The sequence below is a fragment of the Aldersonia kunmingensis genome, from assembly GCF_001646865.1.
In the GTDB taxonomy this organism is placed as follows: Bacteria; Actinomycetota; Actinomycetes; order Mycobacteriales; family Mycobacteriaceae; genus Aldersonia; species Aldersonia kunmingensis.
This window is the reverse complement of record NZ_LRRB01000218.1, coordinates 1-20,309: the sequence shown is the minus strand read 5'-3', so window position 1 is coordinate 20,309 and position 20,309 is coordinate 1. Positions and strand designations below refer to the sequence as shown.

The 20,309-nt window shown below is 64.9% G+C and carries 16 protein-coding genes; 3 read left to right on the top strand and 13 right to left on the bottom strand.

Features of this window, described 5'->3' with window-relative positions; translation table 11 throughout:
• The first annotated feature begins 47 nt into the window (after positions 1-47).
• Positions 48-827, top strand: coding sequence for a DUF3109 family protein (locus tag A8G08_RS16855; protein WP_068276469.1), 780 nt, complete (start codon positions 48-50; stop codon positions 825-827).
• A gap of 49 nt (positions 828-876) precedes the next feature.
• On the opposite strand, the gene A8G08_RS16850 is transcribed toward A8G08_RS16855, so the two are convergent.
• The 7 genes from A8G08_RS16850 to A8G08_RS16820 form a co-directional block, all read right to left on the bottom strand.
• Positions 877-1,569, bottom strand: a complete 693-nt coding sequence (locus A8G08_RS16850; protein ID WP_068276468.1) for a response regulator transcription factor — start codon at positions 1,567-1,569, stop codon at positions 877-879.
• Entirely contained in the window at positions 1,566-2,822 is a 1,257-nt protein-coding gene (locus A8G08_RS16845) for a sensor histidine kinase (RefSeq protein ID WP_084436398.1), read from the bottom strand. The genes A8G08_RS16850 and A8G08_RS16845 overlap by 4 nt, the downstream gene beginning before the upstream one ends.
• Positions 2,823-2,977: 155 nt before the next feature.
• Positions 2,978-3,730 carry a phosphoglyceromutase gene (locus tag A8G08_RS16840; protein ID WP_187344481.1) on the bottom strand — a complete coding sequence of 251 codons (753 nt, stop codon included), beginning with the start codon at positions 3,728-3,730 and terminating at the stop codon, positions 2,978-2,980.
• A 49-nt stretch (positions 3,731-3,779) separates the two neighbouring features.
• Entirely contained in the window at positions 3,780-4,280 is a 501-nt protein-coding gene (locus A8G08_RS16835) for a type III secretion system chaperone family protein (protein ID WP_068276503.1), read from the bottom strand.
• A 20-nt stretch (positions 4,281-4,300) separates the two neighbouring features.
• Positions 4,301-5,653: a D-inositol-3-phosphate glycosyltransferase gene (gene mshA / locus A8G08_RS16830; RefSeq protein ID WP_068276462.1), complete on the bottom strand. Its 1,353-nt coding sequence runs from the start codon at positions 5,651-5,653 to the stop codon at positions 4,301-4,303.
• Positions 5,654-5,708: 55 nt separating this feature from the next.
• Complete coding sequence (locus A8G08_RS16825; RefSeq protein WP_068276458.1) at positions 5,709-6,533, bottom strand: alpha/beta fold hydrolase; 825 nt, start codon at positions 6,531-6,533, stop codon at positions 5,709-5,711.
• A 140-nt stretch (positions 6,534-6,673) separates the two neighbouring features.
• Entirely contained in the window at positions 6,674-7,960 is a 1,287-nt protein-coding gene (locus tag A8G08_RS16820) for an ROK family transcriptional regulator (protein WP_068276455.1), read from the bottom strand.
• 428 nt (positions 7,961-8,388) lie between these two features.
• Between A8G08_RS16820 and A8G08_RS16815 the strand changes: the two genes are divergently transcribed.
• Positions 8,389-9,321 (top strand): TauD/TfdA dioxygenase family protein, encoded by a 933-nt coding sequence (locus tag A8G08_RS16815; protein WP_068276453.1) that lies wholly within the window; start codon positions 8,389-8,391, stop codon positions 9,319-9,321.
• A 78-nt stretch (positions 9,322-9,399) separates the two neighbouring features.
• Positions 9,400-10,146 (top strand): SDR family NAD(P)-dependent oxidoreductase, encoded by a 747-nt coding sequence (locus tag A8G08_RS16810; protein WP_068276451.1) that lies wholly within the window; start codon positions 9,400-9,402, stop codon positions 10,144-10,146.
• 9 nt (positions 10,147-10,155) lie between these two features.
• On the opposite strand, the gene A8G08_RS16805 is transcribed toward A8G08_RS16810, so the two are convergent.
• The 6 genes from A8G08_RS16805 to A8G08_RS16780 form a co-directional block, all read right to left on the bottom strand.
• Entirely contained in the window at positions 10,156-10,605 is a 450-nt protein-coding gene (locus A8G08_RS16805; protein ID WP_068276448.1) for a hypothetical protein, read from the bottom strand.
• 30 nt (positions 10,606-10,635) lie between these two features.
• Positions 10,636-11,871 carry a L,D-transpeptidase gene (locus tag A8G08_RS16800; RefSeq protein ID WP_068276500.1) on the bottom strand — a complete coding sequence of 412 codons (1,236 nt, stop codon included), beginning with the start codon at positions 11,869-11,871 and terminating at the stop codon, positions 10,636-10,638.
• Between the two features lie 439 nt (positions 11,872-12,310).
• On the bottom strand, positions 12,311-12,808 hold the full coding sequence (locus A8G08_RS16795) for a transcriptional regulator (RefSeq protein ID WP_068276447.1): 498 nt from the start codon (positions 12,806-12,808) through the stop codon (positions 12,311-12,313).
• Positions 12,809-12,877: 69 nt separating this feature from the next.
• Complete coding sequence (locus A8G08_RS16790) at positions 12,878-16,246, bottom strand: Swt1 family HEPN domain-containing protein (protein ID WP_068276445.1); 3,369 nt, start codon at positions 16,244-16,246, stop codon at positions 12,878-12,880.
• A gap of 1 nt (position 16,247) precedes the next feature.
• Positions 16,248-17,924 carry a DUF262 domain-containing protein gene (locus A8G08_RS16785; protein ID WP_068276442.1) on the bottom strand — a complete coding sequence of 559 codons (1,677 nt, stop codon included), beginning with the start codon at positions 17,922-17,924 and terminating at the stop codon, positions 16,248-16,250.
• A partial coding sequence (locus A8G08_RS16780; protein WP_068276441.1) for a DUF1156 domain-containing protein occupies positions 17,924-20,309 on the bottom strand: 2,386 nt, incomplete at its 5' end. The genes A8G08_RS16780 and A8G08_RS16785, both read right to left, overlap by 1 nt.

Below are 20,309 nucleotides of genomic sequence, written 5' to 3'. Positions count from 1 at the left end.
TACCGTCGGCGTCTGTGACACCAGGTGATCGCCCGTCGCAGTCGAAGATGGATCCTGCTCCCGAGGTGGACCTCGACTTTCCCCGGGAGTGGATCGAGTTCGTCGATCCAGACAACGATGAGCACATCATCGCCGCGGACCTCACCTGGCTGTTGTCGAGCTGGACGTGTGTTTTCGGCACGCCTGCCTGCCAAGGCATCATCGAGGGCCGCCCCGATGACGGTTGCTGCAGCCACGGCGCGTTCCTGTCCGACAAGGACGACCGCAAGAAGCTCGCGAACTCCGTGAAGATGCTGACCGCAGAGGATTGGCAGTTCCGCGAGAAGGGCCTTGGCAAGAAGGGCTACCTCGAAGAGGACGAACTCGAGGACGAGCCCGCGCTGCGCACCCGCCGCTACGACGGTGCCTGCATCTTCCTGAACCGTCCCGGTTTCGAGGGCGGCATCGGTTGTGCGCTGCACATCATGGCCGTCCGCAAGGGCATCGAACCGCTCGAGGTGAAGCCGGACGTCTGCTGGCAGCTGCCGATCCGCCGCACCCAGGAATGGGTGACGCGGCCGGATGGCGTGGAGATCCTGCGCAGCGAGATCGGTGAGTACGACCGTCGCGGCTGGGGCGAGGGCGGCCTCGACCTGAACTGGTACTGCTCCGGCTCCCCCGACGCCCACGTCGGCGCCAAGGCCGTTTACCAGTCCTACGCGCCTGAGCTCACCGAACTGATCGGTGCTGCCGCCTACGCCGAACTCGCCCGGCATTGCAAGCGCCGCGAGGGCCTCGGGCTGATCGCGGTGCACCCCGCGACCGCGCACGCGCATCCGGACCGCTGAGGGCCCACGCCGCACTGGTCCCTCCGTGATCACCGCGGGAACGAGCCCCCTACGCCTCGAGCTTGTACCCCAACCCGCGCACGGTGACGATGTACTTCGGCCGGCCCGGATCGTCCTCGATCTTGGAGCGCAGCCGCTTGATGTGGACATCGAGGGTCTTGGTGTCACCCACGTAGTCGGCGCCCCACACCCGGTCGATCAGCTGTCCGCGGGTGAGCACACGGCCGGTGTTGCGCAGCAGGTATTCGAGGAGATCGAACTCCTTGAGCGGCAACGTCACCTGATTACCGCCGACATGCACGGTGTGCCGGTCCACGTCCATGCGGACCGGGCCGGCGTCGAGAACTCCGCTGTCGAGAATCCCGCCGTCGAGATCACCCTCCGGACCGCGACGCAGTACCGCGCGGATCCGGGCGATCAGTTCGCGCGCCGAGTACGGCTTGGTGACGTAGTCATCGGCGCCCAGTTCGAGGCCTACGACCTTGTCGATCTCGCTGTCGCGTGCGGTCACCATGATCACCGGCACCCCGGAGCGGGCGCGCAGTTGCTTGCACACCTCGGTGCCGCTCATCCCCGGCAGCATCAGGTCGAGCAGCACGATGTCTGCTCCGGAGCGATCGAATTCGGCCAGCGCCGAGGGGCCATCCCCCACGACGGTCGCGTCGAAGCCTTCCCTGCGCAGCAGGAAGGCGAGCGGATCTGCCAGCGACTCCTCGTCCTCGACAATCAACACGCTGGTCAAAGAGTTGCCTCCACCACTTGTTCGAACCGGACCATGGCCGGCCTATCGAAATTGGTCTGTTCAGCCCTCGCCTGCGCGACGTAATCCGGCCAGAGCGGCAGGTCACGCAGCGGCACCTTGGTGTCGAGTTCCTCGAAGGCCGGTATGCGGATCGTGAACGTGGAGCCGATCCCCGGTTTGCTCCACAGCTCGATCTCGCCGTTGTGGTTCGCAACGACGTGCTTGACGATGGCGAGCCCGAGGCCGGTACCGCCGGTCGAGCGAGACCGCGCCGGGTCCACGCGGAAGAAGCGTTCGAACACGCGCTCCTGGTTTTCCTTCGCGATGCCGATACCGCGGTCGGTGACGGAGACGGCCACCTTGCCATCACGCAGGCTGCGGCTAACCGACACGCTCGATCCGGCCGGCGAATAGGTGATCGCGTTCTCGACCAGGTTGGTCAATGCGGTCAGCAGCAGGGTGCGGTCACCGGCGACCTCGAGCCCGCTGGGCCGATCGGTCGCGACGGTGATGTCCGCGGTTTCCGCCGATAGCCGGGACCGGACGACGGCCTCGTTGACGAGCTCGTCGATATCGACGATCGACAGCTCCGGCAGCTTCTCGGCTCCCTGCAGCCGTGAGAGTGAGATGAGTTCCTTCACCATGTTGCCGAGCCGGTTCGACTCCATCAGCACCTTGCCGCCGAAGTGGCGGACCGCGTCGGGGTCGTCGGAGCTTTCCAGCAGCGCCTCTGCGAGGAGGCTCATCGCGCCCATCGGGGTCTTGAGTTCGTGGCTGACATTGGCGACGAAATCGCGGCGGGCGGATTCCATCCGCACCTGTTCGGAGTCGTCGTCGGCAAAGATCAGGACCAGGTTGCTGTTGTACTGGGACAGCATGCGAGCGGTGCCGCGGACGGAGATGTTCTCCCGGGCGCCGAGTTCACGGTTGCTCAGATCGCATTCGGCGGCATCGCCGTTTCGCAGCACCACCTGCGCCGCGACCCACGCGCGGTCGTCGAGGCGTCCGCTCTCGTCTACGAGCCCAAGTTCAGTGGCGCGAGGGTTGAACAGCACGACGTCGCGGTGTTCATCGACCACCGCGACGCCACTCGGCGTCGACCGGACGATGTGGTCAAGCACCTGCGCAATCGTCAACCCGGTGTCCTCGATGACTCGCGGGCGTCGGCGACGCAGCGCTGGCGCGATCAAGGCACCGGCGAGGAAGGCCACCGTCGCCACAGCGACGATGACCACGATATGAACGGTGTCCACGCCGCAATCGTACGTTCAACCAAGGATTGGCAAACATCGGAAAAGTGGCGAGAGTGCGTTCTCACAGTTATTCCGAATGAGTATTCCGCTGCCGTTCACCCGCTGTTCGCCGGAATCGCGGCGTGCGCCGCAATGGGCGCCGCCGCGATCGAGAATTACTTCGCGGCGCCCTGGTTCGCGACCGCAGCCGCACCCGCGGCAGCCGCCTCGGGATCGAGGTACGCCGACGGGCCGAGCGGCTTGAGGTCCTCGCCGAGGTCGTAGCGCAGCGGGATACCGGTGGGGATGTTCAGGCCGGCGATGTCGTCGTCGGAAATGCCGTCGAGGTGCTTGACCAGCGCGCGCAGCGAGTTGCCGTGCGCGGCGATCAGAACTGTCTTGCCGGCGAGGAGATCCTTGGAAATGGTCTCTTCCCAGTACGGGACCATGCGCTTGACGACGTCCAGGAGGCACTCGGTGAGCGGCACGTCGATATCGGCGTACCGAGGATCGGTGTCCTGGCTGTAGGTGCTGCCGAGTTCGATCTCCGGCGGCGGGGTGTCGTAGCTGCGGCGCCAGAGCATGAACTGGTCGTCGCCGTACTCGTCCCGGATCTGGGCCTTGTTCTTGCCCTGCAGCGCGCCGTAGTGGCGCTCGTTGAGCCGCCAGTCGCGCACGACGGGGATCCAGTGGCGGTCCGCGGCGTCGAGGGCGATGTTGGCCGTGCTGATCGCGCGGCGGAGCACCGACGTGTAGACGATGTCGGGCAGGATGCCGTGCTCGGCGAGCAGTGCCCCGGCGCGCTTACCCTCGGCGACGCCCTTATCGGTCAGGTGAACATCCACCCAGCCGGTGAAGAGGTTCATCGCGTTCCACTCGCTCTCGCCGTGGCGGAGCAGGACGAGGGTTCCGGTGCTCATGGCAAATATCCTCGCACGCGACAATTCCGACCGCGCCGGGACCCGAACGGGTATGCGCTCAGTTTTCCTCGGTTGTTTCGACGAGGTGCTCGAAGGCCTTCAGGTTGGCCAGGGACTCGCCCCGCGACACTCGCCACTTCCACTCGCGCCGAATGGATTCCGCGAAGCCGAGCTCGAGGATCGTGTTGAAGTCGCCGTCCGCTGCCTCGAGTGTCTGACCCAGAACGCGGTCGAGCTCGTCCGGGGTGACCGACTCGGCGGAGATGCGGCCGACGAGGTAAATATCCCCGATCCGGTCGATCGTGTAGTGCACGCCGTAGAGCCGCCGATTGCGCCTCAGCAGCCAGCGGTGCACCCCGGCCTCGTTCTCGTCGGGATGCCGGGCGACGAACGCCTCGATCCGCACGCCGTGGTTGCCGACCGTGAGCAGGACAGTCGTCTTGAGCTTGCGCTCACCGGGCAACTCGACGATGAAATTGTCGTCGCCCTTGTTGGTGAATTCGAGTTCACGATCGCGCAGTGCAGCCTCGACGACCGCGCGGGTGTCCGCCGTGTCTATGCCCGCCTCCGGCGAGGTACTCACAGGCGGACCTCACTGCGCCACACCTGACGCGTCCCGGTGCGGCTGGACCATGCGAGCGCAGGCACCTCGCCAATCGGCGTCGCGCCGCGGTGACCGGCCAGTGCGGCGGCATAACTCGCCGCCAGGCCATCCGCGGTGGCGTCCCAGGAGAAGTCCGATGCGTGCCGGTGCGCGGCCTCGCCCATCTCGCGCAACCGGGCGGGCTCGCGCAGCATGGCGCCGAGCGCGGTGGCCCAGTCGTCGGTGCGATGTCCCTGCACGAGCAGGCCGGTTTCGTGGTTGCGCACGGCAGTTCCGAGGCCACCGACATCGGCGGCGATCACCGGCGTGCCACACGCCTGCGCCTCGATGGCGACCAGCCCGAACGACTCGTTGTAACTGGGCACGGCAACCAGGTCGGAGGCCCGGTAGACGTCGACGAGACGGTCCGGCGGCTGCGGCGGCAGGAAGCGCACCCGGTCGGCGATACCGAGTTCGGCGGCGAGATCGATGAGCAGGTCGGGACGCTCGAGTCCGGTGCCGGATGGGCCGCCAACGACGAGCACGCGCAGGCGCTGATCTGGACGATCCTGAAGCAGTCGGGCAGCGGCGCGCAGCAGGACGTCCGGGGCCTTGAGCGGCTGAATACGACCGACGAACGTCACGACGACCTCGTCGTCGGCCAGGCCGAGGCTTCGGCGGGCAGCAACCCGGTCACCGGGCCGGTACCGGGTCAGGTCCGCGCCCGGTGCCACGATGTCGATCTTCTCCGGCGCCGCGCCGTAAGCCTCGATGAGCGCCTTGGCCTCGTCGGCGGTATTCGCCGTGAGCCGGTTGGACGCGGCGACGACCTGCTTCTCTCCGATCACGCGCGCGGCGGGCTCGGGGCGGTCGCCGTCTGCGAGCGCTGCGTTCTTCACCGCAGCCAGCGTGTGGGCGGTATGCACGAGCGGCGTTCCCCAGCGATCGCTCGCGAGCCAGCCGACCTGCCCGGACAACCAATAGTGCGAATGCACCAGGTCGTAATAGCCGGGCTCGTGCCGGGCCTCTTCGCGCAGCACTCCGGCGGCGAAGGCGCACAGCTGGGTGGGTAGATCGTGCTTGTCCAGGCCCTCGAACGGTCCGGCGACGATATTGCGGACGACGACGCCGGGTGCGGCGTGCACCACCGGCTCATCCGCAGACGACGTCGCCCGGGTGAAGATGTCCACCTGGGTGCCGCGTCGGGCCAGTTGGAGGGCGGTCTGCAGCACGTAGACGTTCATTCCACCCGCATCACCGGTCCCCGGTTGTGCGAGTGGCGACGTATGCAGGGACAAGACCGCGACGCGGTTCGGCCGACTGCTCTGCGTGGGACTCACAGCCTCCATACTGCCTGTTTTCGCTGCGGTGTCGCGGTCCCGGGGTCCCGCAGCAGGTCGAATCTCAGCCGAGTGCGTCGACGAATTCGGTCACTTCGCCCACGAATCGGTCTCGGTCCTCGATGAACGGACCGTGCTGCGCGCCCTCCCAGAACGAGGTGCGCACATTCGGAATCAGTTGTGCCGCATGCTCTCCGGCCGAAACATCGGCGACCGGGTCGGCCGTGCCGTGGATGATCAACGCCGGCACGTTCAGATTTCGCAGCACTTCGTCGTGACCGAGCGTGCGCACGAACAACGCCTTGCGAACCCGCGGAAGTGTGCCGAGGCTCGCACCGAACATGCGCTGCGCGTCGATGCCCTTGTCCTCGCCCGCCCCGGTCATGGCATTCCCAAATGCACCAAATGCCCGAAGTGCCGCACCTGATCGCTCCTCGAAGACACCCGGGATGGCCGCCTTCATCGCCGGGCCGACCATTCCGCCGGGCTGCCCGGGTCCGATTCCGGTGATCGCGCCCACCAGCACCACTCCGCCGATCGCGCCGGTGCCGTGCACGGACAGGTAATCGCTGATCACCAGCCCGCCATAAGACCAGCCGAGGAGCACCGCATCGCTGGTGATGCCCTCCCCGTCGAGCACCGCCGCGACATCGGCGGCCCAGTTTGCGGAGTCGTTGTAGCCGGATTCGGGGGCATCGGAATAGCCGTGCCCGCGCAGATCCATCGCGATAACCCGGTAGCGCTTCGCCAGGTCATCGGCCGCCGCGCCCCAGCACTGCAGGTTTGCCGACCAGCCATGAATGAGCAGCAACGGTCGCGCGTCCTCCGGACCGGTCACCCGGTAGACGATCGCGGTTCCATCGGCGCTGCGTACCTCACGAATCGGCATGGACGCGAGCCTCTCATACGCCTGCTGAGGTCCTGCCGCTGGAACATTGGCCCACCCCAAACGGGTGCAGATTGTGTAGACGGGGGCGAAGTTTCGCACCCGCAGACACAATTTGCACCCGGGAAAGGTGCAGAACTGCGCTACGCCCCGACGCGGATTGCGCTGGTGCGCCGCATCGCCGGGATCGGGTCGGCATAGATCGCGCTGAGCGAGGTGACCGCGCCCGCGAATTCCTGCACCCGATTGCCGAATCCGGTGATCCGAATATCCTTGCGCGTCAACGCCGATGTGCGCGCAAACGCCTCCGCGACATGCGGGATAGCGGCCGGGTACTCGGTGAACGCCTGCCCGCCGAGGATCACGCGATCCGGGTTGAGCACATCGCGCAGCGTGGCAACCGCACGGCCGAGGATCCGCGCGCGGTCGACGAGAAGCTCATGCGCGCCGAGCGATCCCTCCCGCGCAACGCGGTAGAGCTCGCTCATGGCCGGGGTACCCACACTCGCATCGATCAGACCCAGCTCCACCGCGCGCGCCAGCACCGCTCGGTCGCTGACCGCAGCCTCGAGGCAACCCCGCTGACCGCATTCGCAAATCACGTCGGAAGTCGTCGGCAGATGCGCGATCGAGCCCGGGCCGTTGGCGGGTGTATGCACTCGATCATCGAGAGCGATTGCGACACCGGCAGTTTCACGTGCGTACACGAAGAGGCTCGTGCCGCCGCGCGGGGTGTCGCCCGGATTGCGTTGCGCCAAAAGCAGTTCCGAGGCCGCCATCGCCTCGACGTGTGCCGCGACAGACGCCGGCAGCGCCAGCACGTCGGCCACGATCGCGCCGACCGGAACGTTGTGCCAACCGAGCCGATCGTGCTGGACGACGACACCGGTCTCCGGGTCGACCCGACCACCGAGCGCGACGCCGACCCACAGCGGACGGCGGCGATGCCAGCGAGCGGCGAATTTCCTTGCGCTGTAGGCGATTGCGGCCACCGCACGGTCCGCGGGACCGCGCGGGGTGGGGATCTCGACGCCGCCGAGAATCCGGCCGCGCAGGTCCGATGCGACGACGCTGGTAACGACTGCACCGATGTGGATACCGACGGTGAGGAATGCCTCGTGGTCCACCTCGAACGGCACGCGCGGACGGCCGATCGCGCCGGGCTCGGTGAGATCCGCGCGCTCACGCAGCAAACCACACTGGAGTAGCGCTGCGACCTGGCGATTTACCGTCGCAATGCTCGCGCCCGTGATGCGAGCTGCAGCGTCACGCGCGATCGGTCCGTGCTGCACTGCGGCACGCAATACAGAGGCGGCCGAGGAGTCGGAGACGCGGAAATCGGGTGCAACGACCCGAATCCGATTGGTGGGTGCCGTCGGAGCGGCAACGAGCTGCGGAGAGATGGGTGCAACGAGCGTGGAGACGGACATCGATTTCCTTCTTTTGCCCCGGCTACGGCTCGGGGGCGAATGTCGACGCGGGCATGCGGGAAGCACTGCACAGCGACAGCCATCGCGAAGAAATCAGGGTTCAAGAACCGACTGTGGGCAGGGCCCTGCGATGGCGTCTAGCTGCAGCGACAGCTGCGCGGACAACACAGTTCGCGCGGGTGCGGCAGCCGCGAGCCGAGCGCACACGTCACGAAAGTGACGCGAAGGATGCGCGATCGGCCGGAAGACATGCGCTCAAGTTAGCACTGCCAGATCGTCTACGCCAATTTCACCCGCGCAAATTCTTGCTCACACCGTTGCGCTCAGGCTGACCGAAATCCTTCCGGCACGCATGGTTTCGCTGGTTGCCTTGTTTGCACGGCCGTGTTGCCGCGGATTTCCCAGCCCTTATTTCGAAAGGCATCGCTATGTCCATCGACCTCGCCACCTCCCCCGATACGCAGCAGGAGACGGCCACTGTGGTCAAGCTCGGCGCCCACATCGGCGCCCGCATCGACGGGGTGACCCTCGGCGGCGACCTCGACCCGGCCACGGTCGAACTCATCCGTCACGCCCTGAACGAGCACAAGGCGATCTTCTTCCGCGGCCAGCAGCACCTCGACGACGACTCGCAGTACGCATTCGCCGAACTGCTCGGCATCCCGACCACCGCGCACCCGACAGTCTCCTCGCGCGGCACCAAGACCCTCGCGATCGACTCCGACTACGGCAAGGCCAACAGCTGGCACACCGACGTCACCTTCGTCGACCGCATTCCGAAGGCCTCGATCCTGCGGGCCGTCGAGCTGCCGACCTACGGCGGAGCGACCCAGTGGGCGTCGACCACCGCGGCGTACGAGTCGCTGCCGGAGCCGCTGAAGCAGCTGGTGGACAACCTGTGGGCGGTGCACACCAACGTCTACGACTACTCGGCGTCCAGTGCCGCGCAGATCGAGGACGACAAGACGGCCGAGTACCGCGCCGAGTTCCAGTCCACCTACTTCGAGACCGAGCACCCGGTCGTGCGCGTGCACCCGGAGACGGGCGAGCGCACCCTGCTGCTCGGCCACTTCATCAAGAACTTCGTGGGCTTCTCCACCAAGGAATCGCAGGCACTGTTCAACCTGCTGCAGGACAGGGTCACCAAGCCCGAGCACACCACCCGCTGGAACTGGGAAGCCGGCGACGTGGCGATCTGGGACAACCGCGCGACGCAGCACTACGCGGTCGCCGACTACGACGACCAGTACCGCCGCCTCAACCGCATCACCCTTGCGGGCGATGTGCCGGTCAACCCGCACGGCGAGCGCAGCCGGGTCGTGAAGGGCGACGCTTCGGCGTTCTCCCCGATCGCGGACTGAGCCCAAGGTCGACGCGCACCTGCCGCCACGCCCGAACCGTGGCGGCAGGTGCGTTGTCTTGTTTCTAGGATCAAAGCCATGACCGCGATCAGTTATCCCGTCGCCGTCGTCACCGGAGCGAGCTCCGGAATCGGCGAGGCCACCGCACGCACGCTCGCCGCCCAGGGCTATCACGTCGTTGTCGGGGCGCGCCGCCTCGACCGGCTCGAGAAGCTCGCCAGCGATATCGGCGGCACGGCGCTGTCGCTCGATGTCACCGATGAGGACTCCGTCGCCGCATTTGTCGCAGCCCTCTCGAGGGTCGACGTGCTGGTGAACAACGCCGGCGGCGCGAAGGGCCTGGCCCCGGTGGCCGAGGCCGATCTCGACGACTGGCGCTGGATGTGGGAGACCAATGTTCTTGGCACGCTGCGCATCACCAAGGCGCTGCTGCCGAAACTGATCGACTCGCGCAACGGCCTGATTGTCACAATCACGTCCGTCGCCGCGCTCGAGGGCTACGACAACGGGGCCGGCTACACCTCGGCCAAGCACGCGCAGGCGCTACTGCACCGCACGCTCCGCGGCGAACTGCTCGGGAAGCCGGTCCGGCTCACCGAGATCGCACCCGGCGCGGTGGAGACCGAGTTCTCGCTGGTGCGTTTCGAGGGCGATGCCGAACGCGCCGCGAAGGTCTACGAGGGCATCGATCCGCTGGTCGCTGCCGATATCGCCGAAATCATCGGCTTCGTCGCCTCGCGCCCGGCGCACGTGAATCTGGACCAGATCGTCGTTCGCCCGCGCGATCAGGCGACGGCGGGGCGTTTCGCCCGCCGCACGACCTGAACGCTCGGATTACTCCGGGGCCGGCGGCTCGGTGGTCGGCGGCTCCGGAGTGGGTGCCGCTGCGTCCGAGTCCCCGTCCTCGGTCTGATCGAGGATGCTGATCGTCACGCCGTAGGGCAGGAAGCGCACTCGGCGGCGTGGATCGGTGTTCTCCCGATTGGCCCGCAACGCGTCGAGTTCGGTGGGATACACCTGGTCCACGCGCGCGATGCCGTCCCCGTCGAGCACGAATATCGCCCATACGCCGCTGCCTGCGTCGCCGGTGGTCTCCGGCTTCGTCGTCCGTTGCTGCTGTCCGGCCCGCGCAAGGTCGGAGAACACCGAGGTCCAGGCGCCCCCGCCGGTTTGCGTCAGCCCGGAGGTGAGGTTCTCGAACACTTCGCGAAGGCCTTCGCCGGCCTCGCGGGCGGCGCGCTCGAAATCTTCCGGATCGAATCCGAAGGGTCCGTTGTTCGCCATCGCCGCTCTCCTTTGTAGTGCGGTGGGTGGTTAGCGGCCCGCCACCGGTGCAGGTGCGATCGGGGTCGCCGATACGACGCTCGCGTCCGAGCCGTCCAGTGCGGACATCGACTGCCAGGTCGGCCAATCGATCGTCCAGTCGTAGATGTCACCGTCCGCGGCGGACAGATCGATCCGGGTGCCGGTGACCTCTACCGGGTCGCCGTAGAGCGCGGTCGGGAAGTACTCCGCCGCGTCCTCGCTCGAGAGGTTGATGCAGCCGTTGGTGACGTTCGAGGAACCCTGCACACCGGTGGTCTGCGGGTTGGCGTGGATGAACTCGCCATTGTTGGAAATGCGCACGGCCCAGCGCTCGCGAACGTTCTCGTAGAACGGCGGGTTGGACATGAGGAAGTCCTCGTGCTTCTCCGACACGACATGGATGCCGCTACGAGTCACGTTACGCGCCTCGTTGCCCTGCCCGTAGCTGACGGGGAAGTCGAAGATCTCCTCTCCCTCGCGGATCACCACCATGCGATGACTGGTCGCCTCGGCCTTCACGATCTGGCTGCGGCCAATGGTGAAGTCCGATGTCAGATCGGCCGCACCGTACGCGCCGTCGCCGAAGTCCACGCCGTAGAGCTTCGCGTCCACGTGCACGACGGTGCCGGGGGTCCAGTAGTTCTGCGGGCGCCAGTGCACGCGCGAGCCGCCACTGTCGTCGGGCAGCCAAGCCCAGGAACCGACCGTCGGCGGGGTCGTGGTGACCGTAAGGGCGCGCTCGACCGATGCCTTGTCGGTGATGTCGTCATCGAACTGCAGGATGATCGGCGCGGCGATGCCGACGGTCTGCCCGTCGGCGATCTGCACCTGCGCCGAGGTCTTGGACGTCGGCTGCAGCGTGGTGAAGCTTCCCTCGACCGGCACCGGCTTGTTGTCCATGCCGACCGCGATGCCGCTCCAGCTGTACGTCGCGGCGTAACCGAGCGGTTCGGTGACGGTGTAGGTCTTCGCGTCGGGGCTCAGCAGGCCGGCGACGACCTTGCCGTTCGAGTTCGTCAGAGCGACGTCGCGCAGCACGCCGTTCTCGGCCTGAACCGAAACCGGGGTGGTCGGGCTGACGCTCTCCGAATCCGCCTCGGGCGAAACCGTGACCTTGGCCACAGGACCCTGTTCGGCGGGGGTTCCGGAGCCGGGATTGGAATCATCACCACAGGCCACGACGAACGCCAGCAGGGCAAACACTGCCGCGACTAGCGAAATCAAGCGAGACGGACGCACGTGGATCCAGAATACCGGCCGAGGCCGGAAGTGCCCGATTCGCGCAAGTGCCGAAGACACGAAAACTTGAGACAAAAATCGGACATGTTGAGATTTTGAGACTGAAATCGGACATTTCAGGATTGTTGAGACTAGGCGAGGCCCAAACTTGTTCCTCCTGCCCAAATAGTCACCGTTCGGGCCTGTCAGCAGGCCTCCGGGGCTGACGTGGCCGAGTTCTTCACACCGTCTCCTGATCGATCGCTGCCTCGTAGAACGCGTCCGCGAGCGGAAGCCAGGGTCGACGTTCGCCCGCAGGGGAACCTCGATCCCAGCAGCTTGGGCGAGATGGCATCGCTCCGAGCTGAAGGCTGGACGTTCAAGGCGCTTGGAGAGACGTACGGGGTGACCCGACAAACAGTGGCGGCAAGGCTGCGATTAGCCAGCCCAGGGTCACGGGGGCACATCAGCCGAGGTGGTCCTCGAGGAACTTGCGGACCTTGCGGAGGGTCTTGTCATCAGCCCGGGTCAGGAGCGCGACCACCACGCCCAGTTCGGCAGCTCGATTTTGGCTGAGGGGTTCGTGAGGCGTTTCCTGCCAGTCCTCCTCCTCTTCCAGTGGGCCGCCGAGCACGAGGCGCCGCGCTTCGCGGATCCTGCTGTTGAACTCCACGAAGATCGGATCTCCGTCGTCGTTGATGGGGTCGAAGAGGATCAAGTCCTGCCGAGATCCATGAGGATCGGGCTCAACTGCGCCGTCCGCGCCGTAGACACTCAGGAATTTCCGCATCTGCCCGAGTGCAGGCGTGCGCTTGCCAACCTCGATCAGGCGGAGGTACTCGCCGGAGAACCCGAGCTGTGCCGCAGCCGCGTACGAGGTCTGACAGGACCACACAATGCCGTCAAATGCTCGGATTCGCGCGGCACTACGCCATACGGCCACCGGAATGCGTGCGTACGACACACAGTCGGCTCCAGCTCAATGTTGAGGAGCTTGCTGGTTGATAGACCCAACCCTGCGGGGCCCGCTGACTCAGCTCTCCTCGAATCCGGACTGGTCGAACTTGAGTGTCCTCGCGTTCTCGGAGACGGTTCGCACGCGGTTCTCGTTGAAGCCCTCAGAGTCAGTGGCCTCGATCTCGATCCGCACTGTCACGCTGGTGTTCTCTCCGGAACGAAGGTGCGCGAGCACCTCATCGGCAACGTTCTTGAACTCGAGCGCGACCTTTTCGGAGTTGAGGGTCTTAACGCCGTAAAAGCGGGTTGGCCAGGCGATATCCGGCTTCGGCGGCCTTGGCCCCGGGCCTTGGCCTTGGCCTGAGCCTGGGCCCTGTCCCGTTCCTGGACCCGGGCCTGGTCCAGGACCCGGACCCGGACCCGGCTCCTGCGCCCGTTGCCTTTCCGCGATGTCCGGACGCACGAGCAGCAGGGAGTCGGTCGCGAGTGGTGCGCTCTCCTTATCTCCCGGCGTCCAGAGACCGATGTACCGCCCGGCGGCCTCGTCGTAGCCAGCTGCGAGCGCGAACGCGTCCGTCTGCCAAATCATCGGCAGGTCAAGGATTCCCGCATCGAGAACGGATCGGTCGCGCAGGCGCGGCATGTATGGGTACTGCGAGTACAGGCCCCACAGTGCGCCCATGGAGACGTGTCCGTCCTTCCAGATCTGGGGAACCTTGCCGATCGCGAGTCGGATTGTCGCCGCGGCCTGACGGGTCGACAAATCGCCATCGTTACCGAGCCGTCGGGACACACGATCCGCAAGCGCGTCGGACTGGCCCTCGACCTTGGTCTCCCTGATCAGGAACGGCGCGCCCGGGTCGGGCTGCGCGGGAACCAGCGCCCACGTGAAGCTCTGCAGCAAACGGGCGGTGACGGTCTGGTCGGCCTGAGCAGCTCGCTGCGACGCCTGGTTCTTCTGGTTCTGAGTCAGGTCGAGGTCCGCCTCGTTGTCGAGGACGTGCGTCCAGCCGAGGTAGTCACGGGTCGCATTGTCGAGCTCTTCTAGACGGGCCTCGTCGGCGGCGAGGTAGACGAGTGCATTGCGGTGCGTTCTGTTCGAGCTGCCGCGATGCTCGGTCGCCTTGTGAGCGAATTCCTTTGCCGCAGAATCAGTACCTCGCTTATGTGTGACCTTCGGATGCAAGATGACGAGTCGAGCCTCGTCGGTGTCGGGGATGTCGGAATTCGACTCCGGGCAGACGTGGACACCCGCGAAGTCGCCCCGTTTGCGACCCTGATCCTGGAGCCGACGGACGATCTCGAACCACACGTCCTCCTTGTGAAGTCGCTCGGCCTGGTCCTTTGCGGTGCGTGTGATGTTGGGCTGGACGTCGTACCAATATTTGCCCGAGCCGGAGTAGAAGTACGTTGCGCGGTCGCCGAGCTGGGTCAGGGCGGAGTGGAAGTTGCCGGGGACGTCGCCTGGGATGGCGGTGCCGAGAAAGACTCGCTGCGCGCCGATGCCCTTGTGGATCGACCCGGGTGCGATTGTCGGAGCTGCGCCGAAGAAGACCGTGCGTGCGAGGCGCTTGGTCAACGCCCGCTGACCGAAGAGTGGCTTTTCCTTGTCGATGCGGGCCGGTTCGGAGTTCGCGCCGTCGACGTCGGCGTCGATGATCGTCTTCCAGGAGTCCTGGAGGTACTGCGTCAGTTCGGAGTTTACGTTCGACGTGGCGAGCGGGATCGACGCGGGCATGATCAGCGGCGACGAGTCCTCACCGACCCAGAGGGCGTGAATGACCGTACTCATCAGACGCAGGACACCACGCGTGCGCTGAAAACGCTCCAGCGACGACCACTCCTCGTAGAGCGTGTCGAACAACTCAGGGTGGATCGGGTAGGTCCGCTTGATCCGGTCCTCGTACGCGCTGTCGCGGGCTTCGCGTGGGAAGTCGTCGGAGAACTTGCGATACATCTCGACGTACGTGCGGGCGGTCGCGCCGATAGCTGCGAGTGCCGCGGCGTCCGGCTGTTTGAACAGCCGCTGTTTGACGATGTGGTACGCCTCATCGGACGACGCGGGTCGCCACTGATCCGCGACACGACGAACGACGTTCTGCAGGCGCTTGAGTGCCTCCAAACCGTTTTGGCCGCCGACCTCTTCGGCGTTGCCGGCGACGATCTTGTCGGTTGCGTCCCCGGTCTCCGACGCCGGGATCGAGATCGCGAGCAGAACCCCTTGGGTGCCCTTGACGGCCTCGGTAAGCGACTGCGCGAACGTGAACTGGTCGTCGAACGTGCCGCCGGCCAGGTCGTCTCGACCGACCAGTGACCGCGCGTAGGCGACCCATTCGTCGATGAGGATGACGGCCGGCGCGTACGTGGTCAGCAACTCGTGCAGCGCCTCGCCGGGGTGGGTCCTGTCGCGGTCGGCCTTGGCGACGACGGCGTATGCGTCAGGCCCGCCAAGTTGCCACGCGAGCTCACCCCAGATGGTGTTCACCTGGGTGCCGTCGTCCTTTGTCACCCCGGACGGGCTGAAGTGGTTACCGACGATCGCGACACGGTTGACCGTGGTTGCCGAATAGCCGTTCGCGGTAAGGAGTTCCTGGGTTTCCTGCGGGAAGGTGCCAACAGGCAGACCCGCGGCGACGTGCCACAGCGAGAGCATCGAGTGGGTCTTGCCGCCACCGAAGTTGGTCTGCAGGTTGATGACCGGGGATGCGTTGTCGTCACCTGCCAGGCGGCGGACAGCCCGGCCGATGAGGTCGCGGAGACCTTCGGTCAGGTAGGTACGGCGGAAGAATTCGACAGGGTCGGCGTAATCGGCGTCGACCTCGCCGCCCGTGGCGACCTTGTAGAGATCGGCCGCGAATTCCGAGGCGTGGAAGTTGCCGGTCGCGACGTCGTCGTGGGGTTGGAGTACCTCGCGCCAAGGCCGAAGGCCCGCGGCCTCGGGATTGTCGACCGCCGCCTTCAAAGCCTTCTTGTCGTCTTTGTCAGCGGTGACGCGACGGAGGTTCAGGCGGATTGCTCGGACCTGGTCGGCATCCTTGCCGGCACCGATTAGCTTGAGGAATCTTTCGCCGGTGTCGAGAGCGCGATAGGCGTCGTCGTCGGTGAACGTGCCGTTGTGCGCCCATTCATTGCGTACTTCGCGAAGTTCGCTGGCGAAGGTTTCACCAGTGCGGCCGATGGCCTGATTGAACGGGCGCCACCCCGGCTTGAACCCGGTGGTGATGTTGCCCTCGGTCAGAATCCTGAACTGCACCTGCGGGTCCAGAGCGTCATAAATCTTCGTCGACGGCGCCCCATTTTTGCTGTCCTTCGCCTGAACGAGCTTCGTCCAGGCAGCCCCAATCGCAGGGTCACCCTGCCCGACGACGGTCGCGATGAAGTCATCGAGTGCCGGCGCCAGAACCTGGAACATGCGGTCGATGCGGTCGCGGTTGCTCAGTGCCATTTCAGTTGAGCTCCCATTCCTTGTGTAGCACGGCCAGGAGATCCGCCTGGCGGGCCTCTATCACCGCCGGAGTCCACTCGTCGTGCGTGAGCACCTGGGTCGTTAGCGCGAAGACTGCGCTGCCGTTGGCGCTGGTGAAGTAGTTCGCCTTCTTCTTGGCGAAGTCATAGTTCTGGGCCTCACTATTTTTGGCTCGGTTGAGCAACACCAGATTGCCGAGTCGGTGGGTCCAGTGCAGGCGCTCTTCGTCGCTGAAATCCTGCTTCCACACGCTGTTGTCCTTCGGGTTCTGCGGCAGGACGTGCTCGACGGTGATCATCTTGTGCTGGTAGCTGACACCAGGCTGCTTGGCGAGCAGATCGTCCAGCCGGAGAAGGACGTACTTACGCACGGGCGTAACGAGATACAGCCGGTCGGAAAGACGGTCTTTCGTATCAGCTACTTCCTCAAGAGTGAGGTCGAGGGCTGCCGCAGATAGTCCGTCACCTCTTTCGAGCTGCATGAGGAGTTCGCCGTACCTTAAATTTCGCGGCGTCGCGTACACGCGCCGAAGCAGCATGCTCGCGGCGAGGCGCTCAAGTTTACGTAGAAAGTCGGATAGAAATGCCGGATCGTTTCCGTGCTCCTTCAGTGCCCACAGAGCGGGCGCTTGCCAGTTGTCGTTATCGATCTGCATCAGGCGGCGCAACCAGTTGTTGACCGGCGACCAGTTCACGTCGTCGGGGTAATTCTGGGTCAGTAGGCGCTCGTAAGCATCGGAGAAGGGGATGAGCACGTCATCGACGAACTCGCGAGCCTTGCCAGGCAGGTACCTACTGAGGACCTGCTCGTCGAACTCCTGAAGCAATACCTTCCTGGGCCGCTCCTTCACAAAGATCATGCGGATGTGCCCGAAGAGGCTCGCAAAGGAGTCGCGCCCGAGGTCGACCTCCTCCTGCTCCCACTTGTCGGCGTAGTCGCCGGCGTCCAGTTCCGCGACGTTGCCAATCACCTTGGACTTGAAGATGTCTGATGGAGTGAGATCGAGTCCGCGCGCATTCATGACGCTGAAGATGCGGTGCGCACTGTTGAGATCAGGAGTACTCACCACGACCAAGAAAGTGCGAGTGCCGAGCATGGCCGCAAGTCGCTGCCGCTGGTCATCGGGCCAAGCCCCGACACGTTCGCGCAGCGCTGCCGTGTTGTCGCGGATAGCCTTCTGCGCGTCCGTCTTGAGATGAGCGTCGTCGAGTGCAACGAGGCCCTCGGTAGCTCCCTCTGTCTGAACCCGCTCAGCGAAGAATTTGGCGTCCCGCTTCCGCAGCGTCAGTCGCGGCTTCGCCTGAGTGCCGGCAAGGATCTCGCCCGGCTCAACAACCACCTTGGCCAGTTCCGCGGCAAGCTGCTGGTTTTCCGTTAGATCACGAAGTACCGCAAAGAGAATGCTCAGGGTCGTCAGCCGCTGCTGACCGTCGATGACCTCTGCGCGGGGGTCAGATCCCGCCTTGACCAACACGATCGATCCCAGGAAGTAGGGCTCGTCGGAGTCTCGGGCTAGGGCGCCCTCCAAGTCGTCGAGAAGTTGGAGTGCCTGTTCCTTGCCCCATGCGTAGGGGCGTTGGTAGTCCGGGATCGTGAACTCGTAGTCGCTCGAAAAGATCTTGCGCAGCGAGTACTCACCTGCGGTGAGGTCCTTCATCAGTCGTCTCCCTCGTCGAAGTCGAATGCCCTCTGATCGGCCGCAGGCTTTTTGACGCTCCTCGCGACTTCGAGGATCTCGGGCCAGCTAGTGACCAGCGTGTTGAAGCTCAGTGCGTCCTTGGTCCAGCCGTTGCCCTCGGCGATGCGGAAGAGCAAGTGCGCCAATTCTTTTACAAGGTCGGTGTCGATTGCCCCGTCGGGGCGGCTCAAAGCCGACTGCAGGAAGTCACCGGCGGGAGCGATGCCATCACGCTCCAGCACCTTGATCAAGTGGTGAAGGGCTTCCCAGTTGCTCGTGTGCATGTCCTTGAGGACGTCGTAGTCCCACGACAGGTCGGATGGCTTGATGAGCTGGACATTGCCCGCACGGCTCGTCAGAATCTCGTCGCGGTCCATCGTGTCCACGCTCGTATTGCGCGCCCGCGCAAGGTTGTCCGCGTCGCCGAACTTGCCAACGCCATAGCCGTGCTGGCGGTACCAAGCGATGGCGAAACGCGACGTCGAATCGAAGTCGCCCTCTTGCTCGTTAAGTACCTGGTCAAGGATCTCGTTGATACGAGAGAGCGCGGCGCGAACGGTCATCTTTCGACCGTCAGGTTCAAGGACAGCGCTATATCGGCTGAACACACCCATGCCCGGACCGATTGCTGCTTGTGGAAGATCCACCGGCGCGATCTGACCCTGCTGAAGCTTGCGGAGGGCCCCCGGCAGCTCGGCCTCGAGAGCAGCAATGAATCCTCGCCTGTCGGTCGTTGCGGCGCTGTCCACGCGCGGCCGGAGGCTCAGAACGATCGAGGAGGCAAGGGCGTTCTTCCCGCTCGCGATCATCCGATTGCTCATCTCGGACCGGTTCGGCCATGTCGACGTGATTTCCCAACCCGAGGTGATCATGCCTTCGAGCAAAGTCTCCCAACCCGTGGACGCTTCGCCAGCATCGTCCGCCTCGCTCTGTTTAAAGGCATACCAAACAGTGATCGGGTAATCGAAGTTTGCCTTTTCGCGAGCTCGGAAAAAGACGCTACGGAAGCCCTCTTCGAAGAAGCGCTTTGCGCCGTCCTTGCCGTTATGCCGGTAGGGATTGGCCACCAGTTCCTCCGCCTTAGGAACCAGCATTGTCGCCAACAGATCAGGGTGAACATTGCGAAGCGCTCTGCGAAGCCATACGTAGAAGAAGTCCGACAGATCCGAATACCCGATGTTGTCGTAGTACGGCGGATCAGTGCTGATAACGACTCCGCCGTACTCCCGGGTCGCAGCATCCGCCTGCTCCACGAACCCTGTGGCCGCGGGTGCCAATTGTTCGAGGACCTTGCTGATCCACGTCCACTGGTCACGCATGTTCCCAGATGAACTCGACAACGGGTTGGCTTCGCAATAATCCCAGACCATCGGAATTGCTTGGCGGGCGAAAAGATGGCCAATTCCTTCGTTCTTCACGTCCGAGCGCCAGGCACAAAGGGCGTTGTGATAGTCGGCTGCCTTTGAGATACCGAAGCCTAAGAGTGTCGCGATCGCATCTGCCCGATTCTGCGAACCACCATCGGCGATTACGCGCGCCCTAGCTTCCTCGACCAAGTCAGCAAAGGTGCCGAGCATGTGCAATTGGCGGTTCGTGAAAAGCGATGCCCAAGTGTTCATCCCGTAGTTCGGAGTCTTGAAGTCGCGTGGGTTCGCCGGGAGCTGCCCCACAGGAACATCGTTCGGTACCGGCATAGCGGCGACAGCGACGTGTTCCGAGGAAGGAGGAAGGTAGATCCGCTGACGGTTGCCTTCGGCAACGATGGCCATGAGCTCGGAGCCCATACGCCCGGCGCGCCCTTCAGCGCGGATGTAGTCGAGCGGCACAGATGACTCGCACGCAAGGCACCGGCCTCCAAGCCGGCCGACGGTGCCATCGCTCTCTGCCGTTGGCGCACCAGCGAGACCGTGACCGATCGTGTATGCCACACGCTGTTGGCCGGGGTGATCTGAATCCGAGATCACCTCGGGGACAACGTAAGTTTCCTTACCTTTCTTTTTACCTAGCCACCATGAGCGCACAAGCGGCATCGCGATGCCACACGCCGGATTCGGGCAAGTGACTGTGCGGCACCAAATCCAAGCTATGACCGTCGCAGCACCGTCGCGCGTCGCAGCCTTGGGATAAAGCAAGCCGAGACGGCGGTCCCCTTCGTCGCGCATCCACTGCCCATAGGCGCGAACGTCTGCGGCAAGTCCCTCCGCTCCTGACCAACTACGGATTTGAGATTCCGCCAGCCCGGGGTACACCGGCGGCTCGTCGCGGAACCGACCGGGAATCTCGATCAAAGCCTTATTGATAAGGACGGCAACTGGGTTTAGATCGGATGCGCGCGACTCAAGGCCAAGCCGCTGCGCCTCGAGC